The sequence below is a fragment of the Methanobacterium sp. genome (genome assembly GCA_030017655.1).
Lineage (GTDB): Archaea > Methanobacteriota > Methanobacteria > Methanobacteriales > Methanobacteriaceae > Methanobacterium_D.
Map to the genome: position 1 here is coordinate 1 of JASEIM010000014.1, position 18,164 is coordinate 18,164.

The 18,164-nt window shown below is 33.6% G+C and carries 29 protein-coding genes; 12 read left to right on the forward strand and 17 right to left on the reverse strand.

All coding sequences use genetic code 11. From position 1 onward, the window contains the following. The first annotated feature begins 41 nt into the window (after positions 1–41). From QMD61_07240 to QMD61_07260, 5 genes are all read left to right on the forward strand, one after another. Positions 42–245, forward strand: a complete 204-nt coding sequence (locus tag QMD61_07240) for a DUF2795 domain-containing protein (protein MDI6724424.1) — start codon at positions 42–44, stop codon at positions 243–245. 189 nt (positions 246–434) lie between these two features. Further along, on the forward strand, positions 435–1,289 hold the full coding sequence (locus QMD61_07245; protein MDI6724425.1) for a hypothetical protein: 855 nt from the start codon (positions 435–437) through the stop codon (positions 1,287–1,289). Between the two features lie 4 nt (positions 1,290–1,293). After that, the gene (locus QMD61_07250; GenBank protein ID MDI6724426.1) at positions 1,294–1,791 is read left to right on the forward strand and encodes a MarR family transcriptional regulator; all 498 of its coding nucleotides are present in this window, start codon (positions 1,294–1,296) and stop codon (positions 1,789–1,791) included. A 57-nt stretch (positions 1,792–1,848) separates the two neighbouring features. Next, complete coding sequence (locus tag QMD61_07255; protein ID MDI6724427.1) at positions 1,849–2,391, forward strand: flavodoxin domain-containing protein; 543 nt, start codon at positions 1,849–1,851, stop codon at positions 2,389–2,391. Positions 2,392–2,419: 28 nt separating this feature from the next. Next, a complete protein-coding gene (locus QMD61_07260; GenBank protein ID MDI6724428.1) occupies positions 2,420–2,992 on the forward strand; it encodes a flavodoxin domain-containing protein in 573 nt (190 codons plus the stop codon). Between the two features lie 14 nt (positions 2,993–3,006). Here QMD61_07260 and QMD61_07265 read toward each other — a convergent pair whose 3' ends face one another. After that, on the reverse strand, positions 3,007–3,912 hold the full coding sequence (locus QMD61_07265) for a DMT family transporter (GenBank protein ID MDI6724429.1): 906 nt from the start codon (positions 3,910–3,912) through the stop codon (positions 3,007–3,009). Positions 3,913–4,112: 200 nt separating this feature from the next. Here QMD61_07265 and QMD61_07270 point away from each other — a divergent pair, with 200 nt between their 5' ends. The 5 genes from QMD61_07270 to QMD61_07290 all read left to right on the forward strand — a co-directional run bounded on the left by QMD61_07270 (position 4,113) and on the right by QMD61_07290 (position 6,898). Next, positions 4,113–4,544 carry a hypothetical protein gene (locus QMD61_07270; protein MDI6724430.1) on the forward strand — a complete coding sequence of 144 codons (432 nt, stop codon included), beginning with the start codon at positions 4,113–4,115 and terminating at the stop codon, positions 4,542–4,544. Position 4,545: 1 nt separating this feature from the next. Continuing rightward, a complete protein-coding gene (locus tag QMD61_07275) occupies positions 4,546–4,893 on the forward strand; it encodes a hypothetical protein (protein MDI6724431.1) in 348 nt (115 codons plus the stop codon). Next, positions 4,877–5,086 (forward strand): helix-turn-helix transcriptional regulator, encoded by a 210-nt coding sequence (locus QMD61_07280; protein MDI6724432.1) that lies wholly within the window; start codon positions 4,877–4,879, stop codon positions 5,084–5,086. Before QMD61_07275 ends, QMD61_07280 begins: the two co-directional genes overlap by 17 nt. 68 nt (positions 5,087–5,154) lie before the next feature. Beyond that, positions 5,155–6,246: an ABC transporter permease gene (locus tag QMD61_07285; protein ID MDI6724433.1), complete on the forward strand. Its 1,092-nt coding sequence runs from the start codon at positions 5,155–5,157 to the stop codon at positions 6,244–6,246. Next, positions 6,239–6,898 carry an ABC transporter ATP-binding protein gene (locus QMD61_07290; protein MDI6724434.1) on the forward strand — a complete coding sequence of 220 codons (660 nt, stop codon included), beginning with the start codon at positions 6,239–6,241 and terminating at the stop codon, positions 6,896–6,898. The genes QMD61_07285 and QMD61_07290 overlap by 8 nt, the downstream gene beginning before the upstream one ends. Positions 6,899–6,939: 41 nt before the next feature. Here the strand turns inward: QMD61_07290 and QMD61_07295 are convergent, their stop codons facing one another. Beyond that, on the reverse strand, positions 6,940–7,644 hold the full coding sequence (locus QMD61_07295) for a CDGSH iron-sulfur domain-containing protein (GenBank protein MDI6724435.1): 705 nt from the start codon (positions 7,642–7,644) through the stop codon (positions 6,940–6,942). Positions 7,645–8,017: 373 nt separating this feature from the next. Between QMD61_07295 and QMD61_07300 the strand changes: the two genes are divergently transcribed. Both QMD61_07300 and QMD61_07305 read left to right on the forward strand, forming a co-directional pair. Continuing rightward, entirely contained in the window at positions 8,018–8,398 is a 381-nt protein-coding gene (locus QMD61_07300) for a 4Fe-4S binding protein (GenBank protein MDI6724436.1), read from the forward strand. Between the two features lie 226 nt (positions 8,399–8,624). Beyond that, the gene (locus QMD61_07305) at positions 8,625–9,683 is read left to right on the forward strand and encodes an alpha/beta fold hydrolase (protein ID MDI6724437.1); all 1,059 of its coding nucleotides are present in this window, start codon (positions 8,625–8,627) and stop codon (positions 9,681–9,683) included. Here the strand turns inward: QMD61_07305 and tsaA are convergent, their stop codons facing one another. The 15 genes from tsaA to QMD61_07380 form a co-directional block, all read right to left on the reverse strand. Next, on the reverse strand, positions 9,684–10,079 hold the full coding sequence (tsaA, locus tag QMD61_07310; GenBank protein MDI6724438.1) for a tRNA (N6-threonylcarbamoyladenosine(37)-N6)-methyltransferase TrmO: 396 nt from the start codon (positions 10,077–10,079) through the stop codon (positions 9,684–9,686). A 105-nt stretch (positions 10,080–10,184) separates the two neighbouring features. Continuing rightward, a complete protein-coding gene (locus QMD61_07315) occupies positions 10,185–11,021 on the reverse strand; it encodes a UbiA family prenyltransferase (GenBank protein ID MDI6724439.1) in 837 nt (278 codons plus the stop codon). 98 nt (positions 11,022–11,119) lie between these two features. Beyond that, entirely contained in the window at positions 11,120–12,280 is a 1,161-nt protein-coding gene (gene ftsY, locus QMD61_07320) for a signal recognition particle-docking protein FtsY (GenBank protein MDI6724440.1), read from the reverse strand. Positions 12,281–12,539: 259 nt separating this feature from the next. Then, positions 12,540–12,974: a prefoldin subunit alpha gene (pfdA, locus tag QMD61_07325; protein MDI6724441.1), complete on the reverse strand. Its 435-nt coding sequence runs from the start codon at positions 12,972–12,974 to the stop codon at positions 12,540–12,542. A 5-nt stretch (positions 12,975–12,979) separates the two neighbouring features. Beyond that, positions 12,980–13,210: a 50S ribosomal protein L18Ae gene (gene rpl18a, locus QMD61_07330; protein MDI6724442.1), complete on the reverse strand. Its 231-nt coding sequence runs from the start codon at positions 13,208–13,210 to the stop codon at positions 12,980–12,982. After that, entirely contained in the window at positions 13,207–13,881 is a 675-nt protein-coding gene (locus tag QMD61_07335; protein MDI6724443.1) for a translation initiation factor IF-6, read from the reverse strand. Before QMD61_07335 ends, rpl18a begins: the two co-directional genes overlap by 4 nt. A gap of 9 nt (positions 13,882–13,890) precedes the next feature. Next, positions 13,891–14,136 (reverse strand): 50S ribosomal protein L31e, encoded by a 246-nt coding sequence (locus tag QMD61_07340; GenBank protein ID MDI6724444.1) that lies wholly within the window; start codon positions 14,134–14,136, stop codon positions 13,891–13,893. Between the two features lie 9 nt (positions 14,137–14,145). Further along, a complete protein-coding gene (locus QMD61_07345; protein ID MDI6724445.1) occupies positions 14,146–14,301 on the reverse strand; it encodes a 50S ribosomal protein L39e in 156 nt (51 codons plus the stop codon). 43 nt (positions 14,302–14,344) lie between these two features. Continuing rightward, positions 14,345–14,935 carry a hypothetical protein gene (locus QMD61_07350; protein MDI6724446.1) on the reverse strand — a complete coding sequence of 197 codons (591 nt, stop codon included), beginning with the start codon at positions 14,933–14,935 and terminating at the stop codon, positions 14,345–14,347. After that, positions 14,932–15,267 carry a DNA-binding protein gene (locus tag QMD61_07355; GenBank protein ID MDI6724447.1) on the reverse strand — a complete coding sequence of 112 codons (336 nt, stop codon included), beginning with the start codon at positions 15,265–15,267 and terminating at the stop codon, positions 14,932–14,934. Before QMD61_07355 ends, QMD61_07350 begins: the two co-directional genes overlap by 4 nt. Before the next feature lie 36 nt (positions 15,268–15,303). Then, positions 15,304–15,741 (reverse strand): 30S ribosomal protein S19e, encoded by a 438-nt coding sequence (locus QMD61_07360; GenBank protein MDI6724448.1) that lies wholly within the window; start codon positions 15,739–15,741, stop codon positions 15,304–15,306. 214 nt (positions 15,742–15,955) lie between these two features. Beyond that, positions 15,956–16,198: a YhbY family RNA-binding protein gene (locus QMD61_07365; protein MDI6724449.1), complete on the reverse strand. Its 243-nt coding sequence runs from the start codon at positions 16,196–16,198 to the stop codon at positions 15,956–15,958. After that, positions 16,191–16,562 carry a ribonuclease P protein component 4 gene (locus tag QMD61_07370; protein MDI6724450.1) on the reverse strand — a complete coding sequence of 124 codons (372 nt, stop codon included), beginning with the start codon at positions 16,560–16,562 and terminating at the stop codon, positions 16,191–16,193. The genes QMD61_07365 and QMD61_07370 overlap by 8 nt, the downstream gene beginning before the upstream one ends. Before the next feature lie 252 nt (positions 16,563–16,814). Continuing rightward, a complete protein-coding gene (locus tag QMD61_07375) occupies positions 16,815–17,363 on the reverse strand; it encodes an adenylate kinase family protein (GenBank protein ID MDI6724451.1) in 549 nt (182 codons plus the stop codon). Positions 17,364–17,367: 4 nt separating this feature from the next. After that, positions 17,368–18,147 carry a sulfide-dependent adenosine diphosphate thiazole synthase gene (locus QMD61_07380; GenBank protein MDI6724452.1) on the reverse strand — a complete coding sequence of 260 codons (780 nt, stop codon included), beginning with the start codon at positions 18,145–18,147 and terminating at the stop codon, positions 17,368–17,370. Positions 18,148–18,164: the final 17 nt, after the last annotated feature.

Below are 18,164 nucleotides of genomic sequence, written 5' to 3' on the forward strand. Positions count from 1 at the left end.
TGTTCGACGGCGCAAAAATAAAAAATTTTTGAGGTGATACTATGGCCCGACGTGGTGGAATTACTATAGAAATAGAAAGAGCCCTGAAAGGTATGCATTACCCTGCAAAAAAACAGGACCTGGTAAATCAAGCTAAACAAAATAATGCAAACCAGGATGTTATTCAAACCATAGAAAACTTACCTTCAGATAATTTTAACTCTCCACTAGATGTTCAAAAAGCATTTGGACGGGGACGAAGGTAAATTTAAACTTTTATTTATTTCTTTACACTTATTTTTAAAAATTAGTCTTTCTGAATACAAAATTTAAGGATGAATTATTTTTGAAGATAAAATTTTCAATAAACCAAAAAGTTTATATACTATGTCTGCATTATTAGGTAATATATTACCTAAATATGTAATATGTTACCTATGGAGTTGAAGATAAAAATGAACAAAAAAATAATATATATAAATTCAATGGCCATCGCCCTTCTGGCACTGGTGGCAACATTATCCGGACTTTTCTGGAAAGGACTATATAAACACGACACAATATCCGGTGTAGCTCAAATGATGGGGCAGGATTTAGTTACATTGGTAATCTGCATTCCAATATTAATTGGAACACTTTATTTAATCTCTAAAGATTCATTCAGAGGACGATTGATTTGGATGGGGACGATCTTCTATTTCCTGTATTCATATGCATCAATGTCTTTTTTGACATCATATAATCAACTATTCCTTGTTTATGTGGCCATATTTTCTATATCATTATATACACTGCTTGGAGAACTATTGTCTCTTGATATTAAAAGTATCAAGAAAAGTTTCTCTCCAGGACCCGTTAATAAAATTACTGCAGTACTCCTTGTAATCATTGGATTAATGCTTGCTGCAATGTGGCTTAAAATGATTATAGATTCTTTATTAACCGGAATTGCACCTTCTGCACTTGAAAGCTACACAACACTCGTAATTCAAGCTTTAGATTTAGGAATAGTTGTTCCTGCTGCTGTAATTACAGGAATACTTCTATTTAAAGGGAAAGAATGGGGATGTGTACTTGCTTCCATATTTTTAATAAAAGTTTCACTACTAGGAACCGCAATACTTTCTATGATATATTTCATGGTTCAAAATGGTGTAAACATTGAATTAGGACAGGCTATGTTCTTCATAATTATCACTGCACTTGGAATTATAATTTCAGCAGCATTCTATAGTAAAATAAAAGGTTCTATAAATGGAAATAAATATATGGAAGTCAATAACGGTGATAAAGGAACAGTAAGCAGGTAAGATAATGAAAGATTCAGATGAAATAAAAGCTGAGTTCTATGCGGAAAGAGTAGGAATGGAAAAATATATACTTGTTGTTTTATTCTTAATACAGCAACGATGGGGCTATATAATCAATAAAGAACTTTCAGAAGATCGAATAACAACCAAACAATGGTTAATGATGATTGTTATATCTAATGCCTTTAATCACGCCCCATCAATGCAGGAAGTCGCAGATGCAATGAGTATAACCCATCAAAATGTCAAACAGCTTGCTGTACGGCTTGAAGATAGAGGTTTCCTAAAAATTGAGCGGGACCCCAGTAACAGACGTATATTGAGATTGAAGGTAACTGATGAATGTCATAAATACTGGGAAAAAAGGACACCTGAAGATATTAAATCAGTGAATGCACTCTTTAGAGGTCTGGAAGATAACGAATTAAAAACTCTGTTTGAAATTATGGGTAAACTTGAAAAGATATCTGCAAATCTATATCAGGAAGCTAAAAAAATGTAAAAAACTGAAATAAGATTATTTGGGATTAATAATTGAAATAATTAAGGAGAAATGAAAATGAAAGCATTAGTTGTTTATGGTACCAGATACGGTACAGCAACCGGGATTGCTGAAGAAATTAGTCGAGTTTTAGAAGATGAAGGACTTGAAGTGGATTTAAAGAATGCGAAAAAACTCAAAAAACATGATATAGCTCCTTATGAACTTGTAGTTGTTGGAAGCGGGATTAAAATGGGTAAATGGACTAAAGATTCACTTAAATTCCTGAAAGATAATAAGACAGGTTTAAAAGATAAAAAAGTGGCATTATTTGTCACCTGTGGGGCTGCAAATGATCCTGAAACCGTGGCTGAAGGGCAGGAGAAATATTTAGACGAAGTAGCAGAAAAATACCTCATTAATAAACCAGTGTCCACAGGACTCTATGGAAGCTATTATGATCCTGAAGCAAATCACGGTTTGTTATATAAATTAACATCAAAATGGATTAAAGACGAATTAAAAAAACAGGGCAAAGATATAGATAAACCCTATGATTACAGGAATTGGGATGAAATACGTGCATGGGCCCGTAAATTAGCTGAAGTAGCAAAAAAATGATTAATAGTTTAAAATAGGGGCAAATATAATGGAAATCAATAGATTATTAAAATTGACAGGTTTAGGGGCAATTATAGTCATACTTGCAATTTTTGGTGTAATGGGATTTGTTATGTACGATGTTATGAGTTATACTGCTACTGATTCCCAGAATCTTAGCCCCACAGTACCAGAGGTTGGAAAAGCACTTGTTGTTTATGATCCCGGTATCAGCGGACAGGGGAAAGATGCGGCAGAGGTAATCTCAAAGGATTTACAGGAAAAAGGATACTTTGTCACTTTAGCAGGGATTAGCAGTGAAAAAGCTAAAAATACGGCCGGATACAATATTATTGTTGTTGGAGGGCCAATCTATGCTGGAAATGCCAGTAAATCTGTTCAATCTTATTTGAGCACTCTTAAACCAGATAATGGTGCAAAGATTGCTGTATTTGCAGTAGGTGAAGATGCAGATGTACTAAATAATCCAGAAATGCTTAAAAAAGAAGTTGCAACACTTCCCAAAGGCAGTTCACTCCAGATAGTTGCTGTAACGAAATTCATCCAGAATGAAGATTTTAATAAAAAGAGTGAAGGGTTTATAAACTCTATTTTAAACTGAAACCTTTAATTTTTTTATTTTTCATCAATATAAAGAATATAAACACCTGCAACCATTAAAACTCCAAATGAAAGTTGTACGATAGTTAAAGGTTCACCAAGCACTACAAATGCGGTTATGGCTCCAAAAATTGAACTTAGGGCAAATATAGATCCTGTTCTTGTTGAACCAATAATCCTGATTGCATAATAAATTAAAGGCAACGAAAAGCTTAGACAGATAAGTCCAATAAAAAGCAGCAAAGGAAGTTTATCTAAAGGCAGTGAAAAGTCCAGTCCCATAATCAATGAAATTAAAAGCAAAATTGAACCGCCTATTGCAGTTTTTAAAGCTGTAATGAATATTATATTCCTTTTATGGCTTAGATATTTGCTTAAAATTGTATCCATGCTCCAGAAAAAGGACGCTGAAATTACAAGAAGACTTCCAAACATGCTCTGATTAAATGAAAGGTCTTGCAGGTTATTTGTGCTTAAAAATATAGCTCCAATCAATATGAAACCAAATCCAAAAATATCTTTTTTACCAACATGCTCCTTTAAAAAGAGAACTCCAAGAATGATAATGAATAAAATCTCTGAATTAGCCAGAAGAGCAGCATTTACAGCAGTTATCCTAAACAATCCACTTAAATACAGAGCAGGTGCAATAAATGAACCAAAAGTTGCGGTTAAAAATAGAATAAAATATTCTTTTCGTGTTATAAAATCTTCAACATCACTTTTGCGATTTATGAAGTTTAATATTCTACTTTTAAGGGGAGAAAAGTTAACAAAAAACAGGAACATACTTGCTATAAGATATGTTGATGCTGCAAGGGCAAAAGGATGAAGATATCCAAGAAGCGTTTTATCCAGTGAAAACCAGACTCCAAAAAGAAGAGCAACCATCAATGCACTTAAATATCCCCATAATTTCATATTTAACCCCTCATTTAAATTTAATTAAAGGTTCTGATTCTTAATGTTAAAAATCATTATCTTTCTGTTTTTACGGCATGTCTAATTTAATTTCCTTTAAGAATGTAATCTATTTTTTACAAAATCAAAACATTTATATAGAATGTAATATATTCGTTACATTAAATGTAATATATTTTTTACAAAAGGGGTTAGAAAATATGATAATCGCACGATCAGAATGGTTTGGAAGAAGAAAATACGGTGGATGGGGAGTAAGTATAAAAACCTGGCAAGGAGCCGTATATTTTGCAGGAATGTTTGCACTTCTAATTGCGCTACAACTTATACCTAATCTACAAACAGAATTCAGATCAATCATTACTGGAATATGGGTTGCATTTTTACTTTTAGATATGGCAGATGTTATGTGGAATCTTAAAAAGGATGAAAGAGAACGAATACATGAAGCAATTGCCGAAAGAAATGCTGCATGGGGAATGATGCTGGTTCTGGTCATTGGAATTTTTATTGAACTAACCTATTATGCATTACAGCAGCAAATATATGTAGATCCATTCCTTATAACTGCTTTAATCGTTGGAGTAATAATAAAATCTGTAACAAACTATAAACTCGAAAGAGAAGATTAAAATGAAAAATACACTTTGGTATCTGGGATTTTTAAGTCCGCTGAGCCTGTTATATCTTGTAACTGGAGAAATTGGATTTTTAGGCTTTGCTGTCTTTGCTCTTTATTTTACCATCTACAAAGAAAATGATGAAAGATTACAGATTAATGCAGGTTTAGCTACAAGAAATGCTTTTCTATACGTGATATTAATTGGAGCTGTATCATTATTCTACATAAATATAACTCAAGATAAGTCATTATTCCCAATAGCTTTTGTGCTGGTGTTTTCAGGCAGCATAGTTATTAGCGTGCTCTCCTATGGATATTATAACTCAAAAGAAGAGAAAATGTATGAAAACCAGAATTAAAGAATACCGGAAAGAACTCAAAATGACTCAGGAGGAATTAGCAGAAGCTGTAGATGTAACGAGGCAGACCATCATAGCCTTAGAGCAGGGCAGATATAATCCCTCCCTTATACTTGCCTTCAAAGTTACCAGGGCGTTGAAAAGGAGGTATATTGAAGAAGTATTTGATCTTGAAGAAATAGAAGTTAAATAAATTGTTAATTGAATAATGATGATATTATGATGATTTATCATTAATTTATGGTTAAACGGAGGAATGAAATGAGTATTTACAAATTATCATTTAAAAATCTTAATAGAAGAAAACTCAGAAGCGCTTTAACAATGTTAGGGATAGTTATCGGAGTTACAGCACTTGTTGTTCTTATGGGCCTTGGCTCTGGAATGACTTCTTACATGAAAGGGCAAACTGAATCCATTATGGGAGATGTTTCCATCATGAACAGCTCTGCAGCGGCGTTTATGGGATCTACAGGCGATTCATATATAAATAAGGAAGCAGTAGCCAAGATAAAGAATATGTCACAACTCTATGACATTAGAGAAGAAACACAGTTTCAAACTAATATTCAAAGGACACCAGTAATAGTAGTCGGGATGAGTGACTGGAAACAGATTAAAATAAATGGAACTCCAGGTGTTGTTATTAGTAAATCCCCATTTGTAGACAACTTTGGTTATAAAATCGGAAGTAAAATAAAAATTAAAGAGGAAGAATTCGTAATAACTGGGATAACAAATGAAGGTGGATTTGGTATGGGAATTGTTTTCTTAAACACTAGTCTGGCGCTCCCTTTAAACGATAACAAAGTATCAAGTATTACTGCAAGCACTAAAAAAGATCCAGAAGTTGTAAAAAAAGAAATAGAAGCTCAAGTAGATGGTATATCAGCTTTAACAAAATCTGACTATGCTAAACAAATTGATGAAATAATGAGTGGAATCACACTTTTTGTTGGATTAATAGCAAGCATTGCCCTTTTAGTTGGAGTTATCAGTATTGTGAATATTATGCTTGTAAATGTTTCAGAGCGTACAAGAGAAATAGGAGTATTAAAAGCGATAGGATTTACAAATAGAGAAATATTGGGAAGCATACTAATGGAAGCGGGGTTATTAGGTTTGATAGGCTCTGTTGCTGGTTTGATTATTGCTGCACTTCTATTAGAACTTGGAATCATATATTTGGCCCCACAATTAAATATGGATGGCATTAAATTAGTTCAAATGCTTCCTTTATGGCTAGTTGTAGGTGTAATTGGCGGATCTGCAGTTTTAAGTGTTTTAGCTGGTTTATACCCTGCATGGAGAGCATCAAGACTAAATGTCGTGGAGGCGTTAAGATATGAATGATAACGTACTTGAATTCAATCATGTGTGGAAAACATACAAAATGGGGACAGAAAAAGTAAAAGCACTCCGAGGTGTTAATCTAACCATCAAAAAAGGATCATTTATAGCCATAATGGGGCCTTCAGGTTCAGGTAAATCCACATTACTTCATCTTGCAGGAATTTTGGACACCCCGACTGAAGGAACTGTTCTAATGAACGGAAAGAATATCAAGGATTATTCTGGAAATGAACAGGCAAAACAAAGAAGAAGTGACATTGGATTCATATTCCAGAGATTTAATTTAATGCCCCATCTTACAGCCCTTGAAAATGTGATGCTGCCCATGATTTCTCCCAATGAGGAAAAAGCTAAAATTTTACTGGATAAAGTTGGATTAAAGGATAGATATAAAAGATTTCAAAAACAGCTTTCTGGGGGAGAACAACAACGTGTGGCAATTGCAAGAGCTCTTGCCAATGATCCTGCCATTTTACTTGCAGATGAACCCACAGGGGAGCTTGACACCCAAAATACAAAATTAATAATGGAACTACTTAAAAACCTGAATGAAAAGGATGGATTAACTATTGTGGCCGTTACACATAATCCACTGGCTGCCGAATATGCAAATGAGATAATTAAAATGCAGGACGGGAATATAATCACCTGAAAATCGAATTGGAGATATATTCTTCCCTTTTCTTTATTTTATTATTTCTCGTCAAGGCCCCATTTTCTACGGAATTTTATTTTCTGCTCTGCCGTCATCCAGTGACTGCCATCACAGTAAGGTTTGTTCTCTGATTTACCGCATCGACAAAGAGTTTGCCGATTTCGAACCTCGTAAATGGTTCCATCTGCAGATTCTACAGGAATTCCTCCACGAACCCATATTGGACCTTCACATCCTTTCTGTTTGTCATGTACCATTACAATTGATGGTTCAAATTCCTTTTCAAATGGTTTACCTGTCTTTTTATCCCATAGAACAAGTCTTCCTGAAGGGCATATCATGGCCTCTTCTATAGCTGTTTGTCTGGCCTCTGGATCATCAGATTTCTGTATTAGATTCCTTATTCCGCCTGATCGAAGACAGAAACGTGAATGATCGCAGAATTCATGTGCATCAGTTAATTTCAGGTCTTTTCCTTCGAATATTTCAGCTTTTTCTATATATGGTTTCCTGCTGGCTGTTTCTGTACCATCAAAATCGATCTTATTATGAGTTCCATCACAGTAGGGTTTATTTTTTGATACTCCACAACGACACAGAATATATTTATCTTTAGGAGGGTATTCCCTGACATCCAGCAGTTCACGAGTATGACCTGCTTCATCAGTTGTAATTACTTGTTCAAGAAGAGGTACACCCCCTGAAACTAAATATGGGCCGTTTTTTAAGATTTTTATTTTCATATTCTCCTTTTCAGCTGCCAAATTTATCTTCCCCCATATTTTAATTATATTTAAAATTATTATAATTTTTCCATAATAGTCATAAAGATTTATTTTTTAACTTATAATATAATTATATAATTTCCCTCTAAATGTCTATTTTTATATTTATAGAATTTAAATGTTATATTTATGAATAAAATTGCTAATAAATTAATATATTATATAATAAGTCCATTTTAGGCATTATTTTAATTATTTCATATCCAAATATTTTTATACTATAATTATTAATAATTATAAATAATGATTAATCATTATTAATATTATAAGATATCTTGAAATACCCAAGGTCAGTTAAACCGTCTGAAATAAAATTAAAAGGAGGGATAAATTGAATCCAAAAATAACGGTTTCAGACCCCTTAAGGTGCACAAAATGCCATAATTGCGTAACTGCATGTCAAAAAACCCATGGAAGCAGTAGAATAAGAAAAAGTGAGGGTTTAATATTTTGTAGACAGTGTACAGAAGCTCCATGTATGAATATCTGTCCTGTAAACGCTATTCAATCCCAAAATAATATTCCAATTATAGATAAGCACAGATGCATAAGTTGTAAACTTTGCGTAGAATCTTGCCCAAATGGAGTCATATACATAGAGAACATGGTTGCACACAAATGTACATTATGCTTTGACACTGACAATATACTTCCTGCATGTATAGTTGCATGTAAAGATAATGTATTAAGTTTAATTGCAGATGATCAGTGAATATTCTCAGTATGTATTTTTTATCATTCCTTTTTTTTATGGTAAATTTTAACCTGATTTTTTAAATATCTCATGAATACCAATTAAACCAACAAATAATCGAAAACACTTTAAAAATATCGAAACATAGTAATAATTGATATAAATGAAATTTAATTTCCCAGTTGGATATCATGATTTTCATAAAGTAAAAATTATTGATTTCCAGCTAAATAGATGGTATTCATTGGGTTATACCAAATTAGAAGACACTATTGAAGTATCTAAAAATATCCATAAGTTAGAAGACTGGAAACCAGAAATGATCAAATTAGCCGAAAAAACTCTTGAAGAAAAAAGATATTTAAATGCTGCATTTTATTTTAGAGCTGCAGAATTTTTTACACTGCCATCCGATCCAGATAAAGAAAAATTGTACGATAAATTCATAAATATTTTCTATAATGCTGCTTTTAAAGATGAACCTATAGAAAGGTTTTCTGTTCCATATGAAAGTTCATTTTTACCCGCAATAAGAATTAAATCCCAAAAATCAAAGAGCATAGGTACTATTGTAATACATGGCGGATTTGATTCATTTATAGAGGAATTTTACTCAATGGCAAGTTATTTTGCTGATTTAGGATATAATGTCATCATGTTTGAAGGCCCTGGACAGGGTGCTGCTTTGAAAAAACAAAAATTACCCCTTAACTATAAATGGGAAAAATCTGCTAAAGCAATCCTTGATTATTTTGAACTTGATGATGTAACATGGCTCGGTATTTCCATGGGAGGATGGCTTTGTTTTAGAGCAGCTGCATTCGAACCAAGAATTAAAAGAGTAATCGCATTGAGTGTCGCTTTTGATTATATGCAAATACCCAATCTTTTTATCCGGTTAGTGGCCAGATTCTTCCTTCTATTTCCCAGATTTTTAAATTATGTATCCAGGTTACAAATGAAAGGCGACTATCAGGAAAGATGGGGAGTAAATAATTTAATGTACATTACCAAGAAAAAAACACCATATGATGCCAGTCAGGTATTGTTACAGTTTAATGAAAAAAATATACATTCAGAAAAGGTAAAACAGGATGTTTTAATTCTTAGCGGTGCTGAAGATCATTTTATTCCACTTAAAATGCATTATAAACAGGTGGATGCATTAATAAATGCTAGTTCGATTGAAGAGCATGTTTTTACCAGGGAAGATCAGGCGCAGAATCACTGCCAGATTGGAAATATTGGTCTTGCCCTGGATGTTATGTCCAGATGGATATCTGAAAAATCAAGGAATAAATAACTATATACAATCTGTTTCAGCCCAAAAAGGCTTAATATCAATAAGAGGAGACCCATCAAGAGCATCCAACCATTTTACGCTTAATGTATTCCCTTCAATCTTAACAATCTCTACAAGACACATTGCTATTGGATTTGGTCTTGCAGGGGATCTTATAGAAAAAACTCCCCTTTCTTCTGTTCTTCCCGGTGGAATCCCCTTTAATTTATCGCGTTCAGCCCTGTCCAACCAGTAGAAGACATAATAATATTTTTTACGCCCAATATCTTGTAAACCCTCTTTATATTCATCGAAAACAGTTATTTTACTTATCTTTTCAGAATATCGTCCCTGCCGAGGAGCATCTCCCCTTTTTTTATAAGGTGAGTTTATTATTCCTATTGGCTTTAACTTCATAAATGAATATTATGATTTACAAAATAGTTATAAATTGTGTTTATTTTTATTTTCTAAAATATATTTTAATCTCAATGCATCTGTACGCCCTTATTAATCTTGGATTTAAAATAGAGAAGCTAAAAATGGCGAACCCAGTGCAAAAGCCAGAAATGTTATTCCCATACCAATTTTAATTCTTTTTGATACTTTTGCAGAATTTATGGCTGATTGATCTTTCAATATTGACGCTGCACCTATCAAGAACACCACAATAGCAGCAAAGAGTACTGCAAGGTAAAGTAAATTAAAAATTCCTATAAAATAAAGCACGGGACTGGTGATACTTGCAATTATCATGAAGCTTGCTGCAAGGATTGATGATATTTTTGCTCCATAGATTATTGGTAATGTTTTTGCCCCTTCTTTTTTATCTCCTTCCACATCTTCCATATCCTTTACAATTTCTCTGGCCATGGTCATCAGAAATGCATAAAACCCTAAATATATAGAAGTAATGATTTCACCTACAGCTATCCCACCAAAAACAAAACAAAGGCCTGTAAGAAATGAAATACTTAAATTTCCAATTAAGCATTTACTTTTCAAGCTGTATGCATAATATATCATTAAAAGGGAGCTCAAAAACGCTATCATGCCCAATAAAAAATTTATATAGAAAGCAGCGATGATTCCAATGATAAACAGGGAAAGTGAATAAATTCCTGCGGTTTTTCTTGAAATCCTTCCAGATGGAATGGGTCTTTTTGGTTTATTAATAGCATCAATTTTATAATCAAAATAATCATTTATGGCATTCCCTGCACCAGTAACAACAAAAACAACGAATCCTGCTAAAAATGCACCTAATGTAAAATTTCCACTTATAATTATCATTAAAAAGATTGCTATTACTGCCATTACTGCATTTCCCGGTCTTAAAATTTCTAAATATGCATTCATGAAATCACTTTAAAATTAGATAGAATTAATTTGTTTATATAATATTTAAGTTAATGTGATTATTAGATAATTTAATAAATTAAATTTAAAAAAATGAATTAAATAAGCTGATCAACCATCCATTCAGACTTAAATTCCATTATATCTTCATAAGATTGACCTATGCCTAAAAATAGAATTGGTTTACTGATTACATAACCAATCGAAAGTGCTGCACCGCCCTTTGCATCGGCATCAGCTTTTGTGAGAATTATTCCATCAACACCCACAGCTTCATTGAATTTCATCGCCTGTTCCACTGCATCGTTTCCAGTAAGGGAATCACCGACATAAATTATGACATCGGGTTTTACAACACGTTGAATTTTCTTCATTTCATCCATAAGGTTAACATTGGTCTGCATTCTCCCCGCAGTATCTATTAAAACTATCTCTTTTCCTTTAGCCTTTGCATGTTCTACTGCATCATAAGCAACTGCAGCAGGATCTGCACCCTTTTTATGCTTTATTAGTTTAACCCCAATATTTTCAGCATGATGCCCTATCTGTTCAATAGCCCCTGCTCTGAAAGTATCTGCAGCGGCAATTACTGGCGTATATCCTTCATTTATAAAATAAGTAGCAATTTTTGCTATTGTGGTAGTTTTTCCAGTTCCATTTACCCCTACAAACATTATCTTAAGAGGTTGGCCAGATTTCTTTGCATCTTCTGCCATTTTTTTAAGATCTCTGGTTTCAACACCTAATATTTCAGAAATAGCGTTTTTCAGGGCATTTCTTGTAAATTCTGCAACGTCGCTTCTTCTTTTAATTTTTTTTCCCACAAGATCTTCTTTTACAGAATTAATTATCTTTTCTGCAACTTCTAGAGCAACGTCACTTTCTAAGAGTGCCATTTCAAGTTCAAATAGAATATCATCAATATCTTTTTCTGATATTGTCTTTTTAGTGACAAATGAGAACATTCCAGATTTTTCTTCTTCAGAAGGAACTTCTTCCTGCTTCACTTCAGGTTTTTGCACTTCTTCTTTTTTTTCCCTGGAAAAAATTCCGGATATTTTTCCTTTAACTCCACTTTCCTCATCTTTCTTAGAAGGTCCTTCCATTTCTTCAGAAACTTTTTCTGGAATAGTTTCCTCTTTTTCCTGTGGAGTTTCTTCTAAAAGAGTATTTTCTTCTGCTTTCTCATCTTCTTTAGAAATCTTATCGCTGATTTTTCCAACAGTACCACTAAATTTCTTTTTAAGTGATTCAAACAAAATACTCACTCCTTTTTAAAACCCTCAAAAACTTTGTTCTTGGTTAAGAAAAAAGTTAAGCATGCAAAAACTTCGTTTTTGCGGCCTGCAATCTATGATTTGCAGTTCAGGAAATCAAAGCATACGAATCTTCGATTCTTTGCGTCAAAATTCGTAGAATTTTGACAGATTTCTTTCAACGTTAAAATCGGAGCTTACGAAACTTCGTGTTCGAAGGCTCCAAAATCCGTATGATTTTGACAGATTTTTTGAATGCAAGTTACTGGTGTTTAGCTTCTTCAGTTTCAACTTTTCTCAGCAGTGCTTCTGCTTCAGGGCTCTTTTTGACAATATAATCTGTTAACTTCTGCACATCTCCAACCATTTTATCAACTAACTGTTCAAGCTCTTTTTTTTGGGAAGATATGCTCTCTTTAGCTTCTCCAATATTTTTCTTTGCAGCGGCACCTGCACCAAGACCCATTACAACCTGATCTGTGTTTTTAATCTCTGCAATTACAAAAGAGCCTGCACCAATTGGAACAAAGGTTTCAGTGTTCTCTTTTCCTTCAATTGCATTTAAAGATTCTTCAGCAGATGTTAATTCTGCAATAGAAGCTCTTACTGTTTCAATTTGTTGTTGTAGAAGTTCCAGCTGGCTCTGATACATGTTAATTTCATTAACCATCTGTTCGAGCCTTTGTTTATCATCCATAAAAATCACCCTTCAATTAAGGCTTTGATTATTGGATCCTGTACTTCATCTTCTGAAATTTCTTTAATCTCTTCTATGATTATTTTGTTTCTCTTGATTCCGTGTTTGCTTCCAAAATCAGAATAAATCTTTTCCTGTATATCTTCTTCTTTTATAGCTTTTAACTCCTTTGTAAAAGGTTTAAAGCTTTTTCCCATCATAAATTTGCCTTGAATTCTAAATATTTTTGTTTTCATTCATATCCCTCAAGAAAACCTAATGCTTCTTCAATTCTTGCAAGTTCAGGACCTGTTGTATCTAATCCGACAATAACACCCTCAGAATTTGCTATTGTGCATGCGCCAACAAGCCTTATGCCTTTGTTTACAGTTCCAATATCTGCTGGAACCTTCATCACATTTTCAATAAATTTAAGTTCTTCTGCTGATGCAGATGGATGAGCTAATACTCCTTTATTAGTGGCCACTGCAACAGATCCTGTTATTTTAAAGCCGGCTATACTTCCTCTTTGAACTTCAACGTCTAGAACGTTTTCGATTATCTCCAAGGATTCATCAGAAAGCAGTGGATTTACAATTGCACCGTTATCATTTGCAAGGACTATATTACCTACAGCAGTGAATCTATCAGGAATTCTTTCCACTTCTATATCCATTTCTTTAATGGTTTCTATTTCGCTTTCAAGAGCGAATGGAGAAACTAAGAATCCCTTTGAATTTCCCACTGCCAGTGCTCCAGCAAGATTACTACCACTAATTGGGGTTTTAATTACTGTTACTCCTAAAGTGTTTTCTATCAGATTTTCCATTGCTTCTGATAAATTAGAGGGAACTATAGCTGCATGATCTGTAGCTGATATTGCAACTCCAATATTTGAGTTCCCGTACAGGTTAGCTTTCCTAATCATTAAGTTCACCTATTCAACCAAGGTGACTGCCACTGAACCGTCTTCCTCTTCAACAGCTTTTACTTTAATTTTAGGAGGTATTTTCTGGATTCCTCTTTCCCATATTTTTTCGTTTACAGATGCATCGATCTTAATGTCTTCTGCTTTCATATGTTGTTTTATAAATTCTTTTACGTAACGTACTGCTCTCGGGGACCTCATTGTCCTTGGAACATTTTTTACTTTTCTTAAAGGTATAACATAGACTCTTTCCATTTAAATCCCCTACACTTTTAGTTTACTTCTTCTCCATTGTCTCATTTTAGGATGAGTTCTTACTTTTCTATTTGTTTTAAGCATAACCCATAAAGGTACACGCCTGTTCTGCTTATTGGCTTTAGCAAGCCTTAATTTCTTAGCTAATGGCCTATTCCTACTCATTTTTTCACCACATTAATTTAAGTTTTTATAATTATAATAAATTTTATTTTTTCCAGCCTATTACTCTTGATTGAACATGTTCTGGGAATATTTTCTGTGCAAAATTTTCCCCCTTAATTGCATCTATAAGATATCTTATTTCTATCTCATAATCAGAATTATTTTCCATATTTGTCTGTTCTTTTTTAACTTCAAATATCTTTTTTGAGAGATCGTTTATGGTCTTATGTCCAAATCCTCGTAGATTAATATATTCAACATTTCCCCGCGCTTCAAGACTGTTTATTTCACCAGATTTAAGTTTTGGAATTTTATCATCCCTTCGCGTTCCATCTGCCACCACTTCATAGTTTTCTGAAACCAGATATAATACTTCTTTATGAATGTAATTTATTCCATTATTGGGAAACCCATCATTAATAATAATACTGGTTGCATTTTCTATAAGGGATCTGTCGGCTTTAAAAACACGATGCTTAAATCCAAGGGAAGATGCTGATTCTACTGCAGGTTTAAATGAATCAAAAACCCCGAAATTCAGAGTTACAAGTTCAATTTCGTATCCTAACTTTTCGAGAATCACAGCCATTAAAGAGCTGTCCTTTCCTCCACTGTATAGAACACATGCTTTCATTTTCTTGTTATATTAATCTCTCTTCTTTGACCGGCAAGGTTTTTTAGAAGTTCTTTCAGCTGTTCATCAGTTATTTTTGATTTAATTCTTCCCATCTGGGCAAGTTGAATTAACTGAAGTTCAATCTGATCAACCATTTCCGGTTTAGTTAATCTGAGGTTTGCAAGTCTGCCCCTGGCTTCAGGGGTAAGGATTTGCATCATAGCCTGTCTTTTTTGAGCTTCTAATTCGCGTCGGGCCTGTTCCTGCTCCTGAGATGCCGCTTGCTGTGCTGCAGCTTGCTGTTGTAATTCCTGCATTCTTTTACGTCTTAATTCTTCAATATCGCTCAAAATTGGACCTCCATGATATTATATGTTACCCTCAATCTAGTAGTTTGCAAGTTCTGGAACTTCTTTTTTAACAATATTTGATGTTTTGTCAAGGAAAGATTTTCCTTCAGGAGTTACAATTCTTCCTTCTTTAACCTTTGCAATGTATCCAGCATCTTCAAGCTGTTGTAGGGCTGTTCTAATTATGGAACCGCTTCCTTTTGCAAATTTTTCAGGACTGGAACCTCTATCCTTTTTTCCACCGTAGTATGATCTTAAACTGTTCATTCCGACAGGGCCGTCTATGTACACTCTTCTTAAAAGAGATGCACATCTTGTGTACCACCAGCCCATTTCTTCGGGTCTTCTTTCTTTGTGAACTCCTGTTTTAACAAATTTAGCCCATTCTGGCGGGTTTATTTTCTTATTCTGGCTTAATTCTTTTGCAATTGTACTTATCAGTAAATCTGCAGGTACATCATAAACTGTAGTCATATTTATCCTCCTAATTATCTAATTATCTCACTCAAAAATTCTTTCAAAATCTTCGATTTTGATGTTTACGAAGCTTTGCTTCGTAACCTCGAAAAATTTCATTTTTCACATGCAGCAAAAATCAAAGATTTTTGCATGCTATGAATTTTTGGTGCTTGCAAAACCAAATGTTTTGCAGCCGTGAAAATTTTCAATTTTCACATGCCCTGAAAATCTATGATTTTCGAGGGCTTTTTTTAAATATTACAGCAACATTTCCTCTTAAATCAACTAGTTTAGAGTTAGATTTTTCGATTATATTGTTTATATAATTTTGTTTTTCTGAAGATATATTTTTTGCAAACTTTAATTTTATTACTTCGTGAGCTTTAAGCTGTCTTTTTATTTCATCAATAACATTCTGGTTGATTCCAGATTTTCCAATATTAATGGTGATTGTTGAAAGTGATCTATTCATTAATTCCTTTTTTGATAATGCAGGATTCAATCTTTTTCCTCCTTTTATCCTTTATCTCTCTTATATATGGAACCTTCATTACATTTCCACATTCAAAACATTTAATAGTAACCGATGAATCTTTTAACCTGATCTGGCAGTTCTTTCCTGGTTTCAGGAATTTATAACAGTTTTTACAGAATCTCCTCTTCCAGATTCTGGGCATTCTTATATTGTATTTGGTTGCAATGTTTCTGGCCATCTGGACGTATCGGTGCGACCGTTCAGGATGGGTATTGAATGATTCATCTGCAAGTTTAAAGAGAATATCAATCCTTTCTCTTGCTATTTTTAACATCCATTGCGGTCTTCTTCCCCTTCTCAAATTATGGCCCCAAAGCAATCGTTGTTAATATTCAGAACATAGAAATTGGTCTTAAGCTCTTATGCTGGGGGTTTGAATTGTTAAATCCATATTTAATACAGTATTTTATTTCATGGAATTAACATCATCAATAATCCTCAATATAACATATAATATACTTAAGAATAATATTGTAATTTATTTAATATTCTCTTTAAAAAGCTTTTCCCTTTTCTGTTAAATAATAAAAATGATTTTATATTAAACTTTATGTTAAAAATCATTTAAATATTCCAAAAAATCCACACTACCTGCTGGAAACTTTTTATCACCATTTATCACATCAATTATTAAATCTACAACTTCTTCAGGCGCAATACTGCTTGTATCTATTTCATTTACCTTATCTCCATGAATTTCGTGTGCTTCATAGGAACAGAGATCAATTGCCTCTGCTTCAATATTTTCACGGATTTTACTTTTTTCCCATCCTTTGGTTTCCATACGCCGCTTCAAAACATCAGGATTGGCTCTTAAAACTATGACAATATCAGAATTTTCAAAAAGATGTGAAAGATGCCCTTCAATGATAGTAAAATTATTATTAATTTCACCTACTATTCTGTTCATTTCATCAAATAAAGCATCTAAATCCACAATTTTATATTTCCGTACTTCATCAATACTTGTGTACAGATGTTTTTCCTCTACAAGTTGATTGATATCAATAAGACATGCATCTAACCTTTCTGCAAGCAGGCTTGAAACTGTTGTTTTTCCAACTCCTGGTGTTCCAGTAATGAGTATGATCATGCTATTCATAATTTTATTTTAATTTTTCAATGAGTATCTGGGCTATTCTTTCCCCTGATAGGAGCATTCCACCAAATATTGGACCCATTCGTGGGGATCCATAAACTGCGTTTGCAGCCATTCCTGCAACGTACAATCCCGGATAAACTTCTTTTGTATTATCCATCAGGGCTTTTTCTCCAATATCCGCCCACATTGGTTTTTCTCCAATGATTCTACCAGTTTCTGTGTTGAGTTTAGGCCCTACCTTTCTTTCTACAACTTTTACCACTTCACAATCGTGTCCTGTGGCATCAACAACTGCTTTTGTCCGTATGGTGAGTGGATCAACATGTAATCCTCCCATTTCAACTGCACTCCAGTTTAAAACAAGTCCAGTTATATCTGGCTTTTCCTGGATCATTACATCTTCAATACTCATTAAATTAAAGACTTTAAGACCTGCTTGTGTTGCTTTAGAGCATAAAGTTGATACAGATTCTATAGAATCAGCCAGATAATAATCCTCTTCATATCTCACTGTTTTTATACCAAATTCGTCTAGAATTCGCCTACTTTCTTCCTGAACAACTATTTTATTAAACATCATGCCGCCGCCCCACATTCCGCCGCCGATGCTTAATTTTCTTTCAAATAAAGCTACTTTAATGCCTGCTTTTGCAAGATAATACCCTGCTGTAAGTCCTGCAGGGCCTCCTCCACCAATAGCAACATCAATATCAGTGTAATCCAGGAAATCTTCCATAAAGCTTTTTATTATCGCTTTTGATATAACCACATCATCTAATTTCATTTTTTCACCATTCTATT

Bases quoted from the DNA above. Each gene is read 5' to 3' on its own strand.
- QMD61_07380 (MDI6724452.1), bottom strand. From the start codon at position 18,147: ATGAAATTAGATGATGTGGTTATATCAAAAGCGATAATAAAAAGCTTT.
- QMD61_07295 (MDI6724435.1), bottom strand. From the start codon at position 7,644: ATGAAAATAAAAATCTTAAAAAACGGCCCATATTTAGTTTCAGGGGGT.
- rpl18a (MDI6724442.1), bottom strand. From the start codon at position 13,210: ATGAAAACAAAAATATTTAGAATTCAAGGCAAATTTATGATGGGAAAA.
- QMD61_07250 (MDI6724426.1), top strand. From the start codon at position 1,294: ATGAAAGATTCAGATGAAATAAAAGCTGAGTTCTATGCGGAAAGAGTA.
- QMD61_07280 (MDI6724432.1), top strand. From the start codon at position 4,877: ATGAAAACCAGAATTAAAGAATACCGGAAAGAACTCAAAATGACTCAG.
- QMD61_07350 (MDI6724446.1), bottom strand. From the start codon at position 14,935: ATGAAAGCATGTGTTCTATACAGTGGAGGAAAGGACAGCTCTTTAATG.
- QMD61_07240 (MDI6724424.1), top strand. From the start codon at position 42: ATGGCCCGACGTGGTGGAATTACTATAGAAATAGAAAGAGCCCTGAAA.
- QMD61_07275 (MDI6724431.1), top strand. From the start codon at position 4,546: ATGAAAAATACACTTTGGTATCTGGGATTTTTAAGTCCGCTGAGCCTG.
- QMD61_07345 (MDI6724445.1), bottom strand. From the start codon at position 14,301: ATGAGTAGGAATAGGCCATTAGCTAAGAAATTAAGGCTTGCTAAAGCC.
- QMD61_07315 (MDI6724439.1), bottom strand. From the start codon at position 11,021: ATGAATGCATATTTAGAAATTTTAAGACCGGGAAATGCAGTAATGGCA.
- QMD61_07265 (MDI6724429.1), bottom strand. From the start codon at position 3,912: ATGAAATTATGGGGATATTTAAGTGCATTGATGGTTGCTCTTCTTTTT.
- QMD61_07360 (MDI6724448.1), bottom strand. From the start codon at position 15,741: ATGACTACAGTTTATGATGTACCTGCAGATTTACTGATAAGTACAATT.
- QMD61_07365 (MDI6724449.1), bottom strand. From the start codon at position 16,198: ATGAATAGATCACTTTCAACAATCACCATTAATATTGGAAAATCTGGA.
- QMD61_07340 (MDI6724444.1), bottom strand. From the start codon at position 14,136: ATGGAAAGAGTCTATGTTATACCTTTAAGAAAAGTAAAAAATGTTCCA.
- tsaA (MDI6724438.1), bottom strand. From the start codon at position 10,079: ATGAAGTTAAAGCCAATAGGAATAATAAACTCACCTTATAAAAAAAGG.
- QMD61_07375 (MDI6724451.1), bottom strand. From the start codon at position 17,363: ATGAATAGCATGATCATACTCATTACTGGAACACCAGGAGTTGGAAAA.
- pfdA (MDI6724441.1), bottom strand. From the start codon at position 12,974: ATGGATGATAAACAAAGGCTCGAACAGATGGTTAATGAAATTAACATG.
- QMD61_07270 (MDI6724430.1), top strand. From the start codon at position 4,113: ATGATAATCGCACGATCAGAATGGTTTGGAAGAAGAAAATACGGTGGA.
- QMD61_07245 (MDI6724425.1), top strand. From the start codon at position 435: ATGAACAAAAAAATAATATATATAAATTCAATGGCCATCGCCCTTCTG.
- QMD61_07285 (MDI6724433.1), top strand. From the start codon at position 5,155: ATGAGTATTTACAAATTATCATTTAAAAATCTTAATAGAAGAAAACTC.
- QMD61_07260 (MDI6724428.1), top strand. From the start codon at position 2,420: ATGGAAATCAATAGATTATTAAAATTGACAGGTTTAGGGGCAATTATA.
- QMD61_07290 (MDI6724434.1), top strand. From the start codon at position 6,239: ATGAATGATAACGTACTTGAATTCAATCATGTGTGGAAAACATACAAA.
- QMD61_07335 (MDI6724443.1), bottom strand. From the start codon at position 13,881: ATGATTAGGAAAGCTAACCTGTACGGGAACTCAAATATTGGAGTTGCA.
- QMD61_07255 (MDI6724427.1), top strand. From the start codon at position 1,849: ATGAAAGCATTAGTTGTTTATGGTACCAGATACGGTACAGCAACCGGG.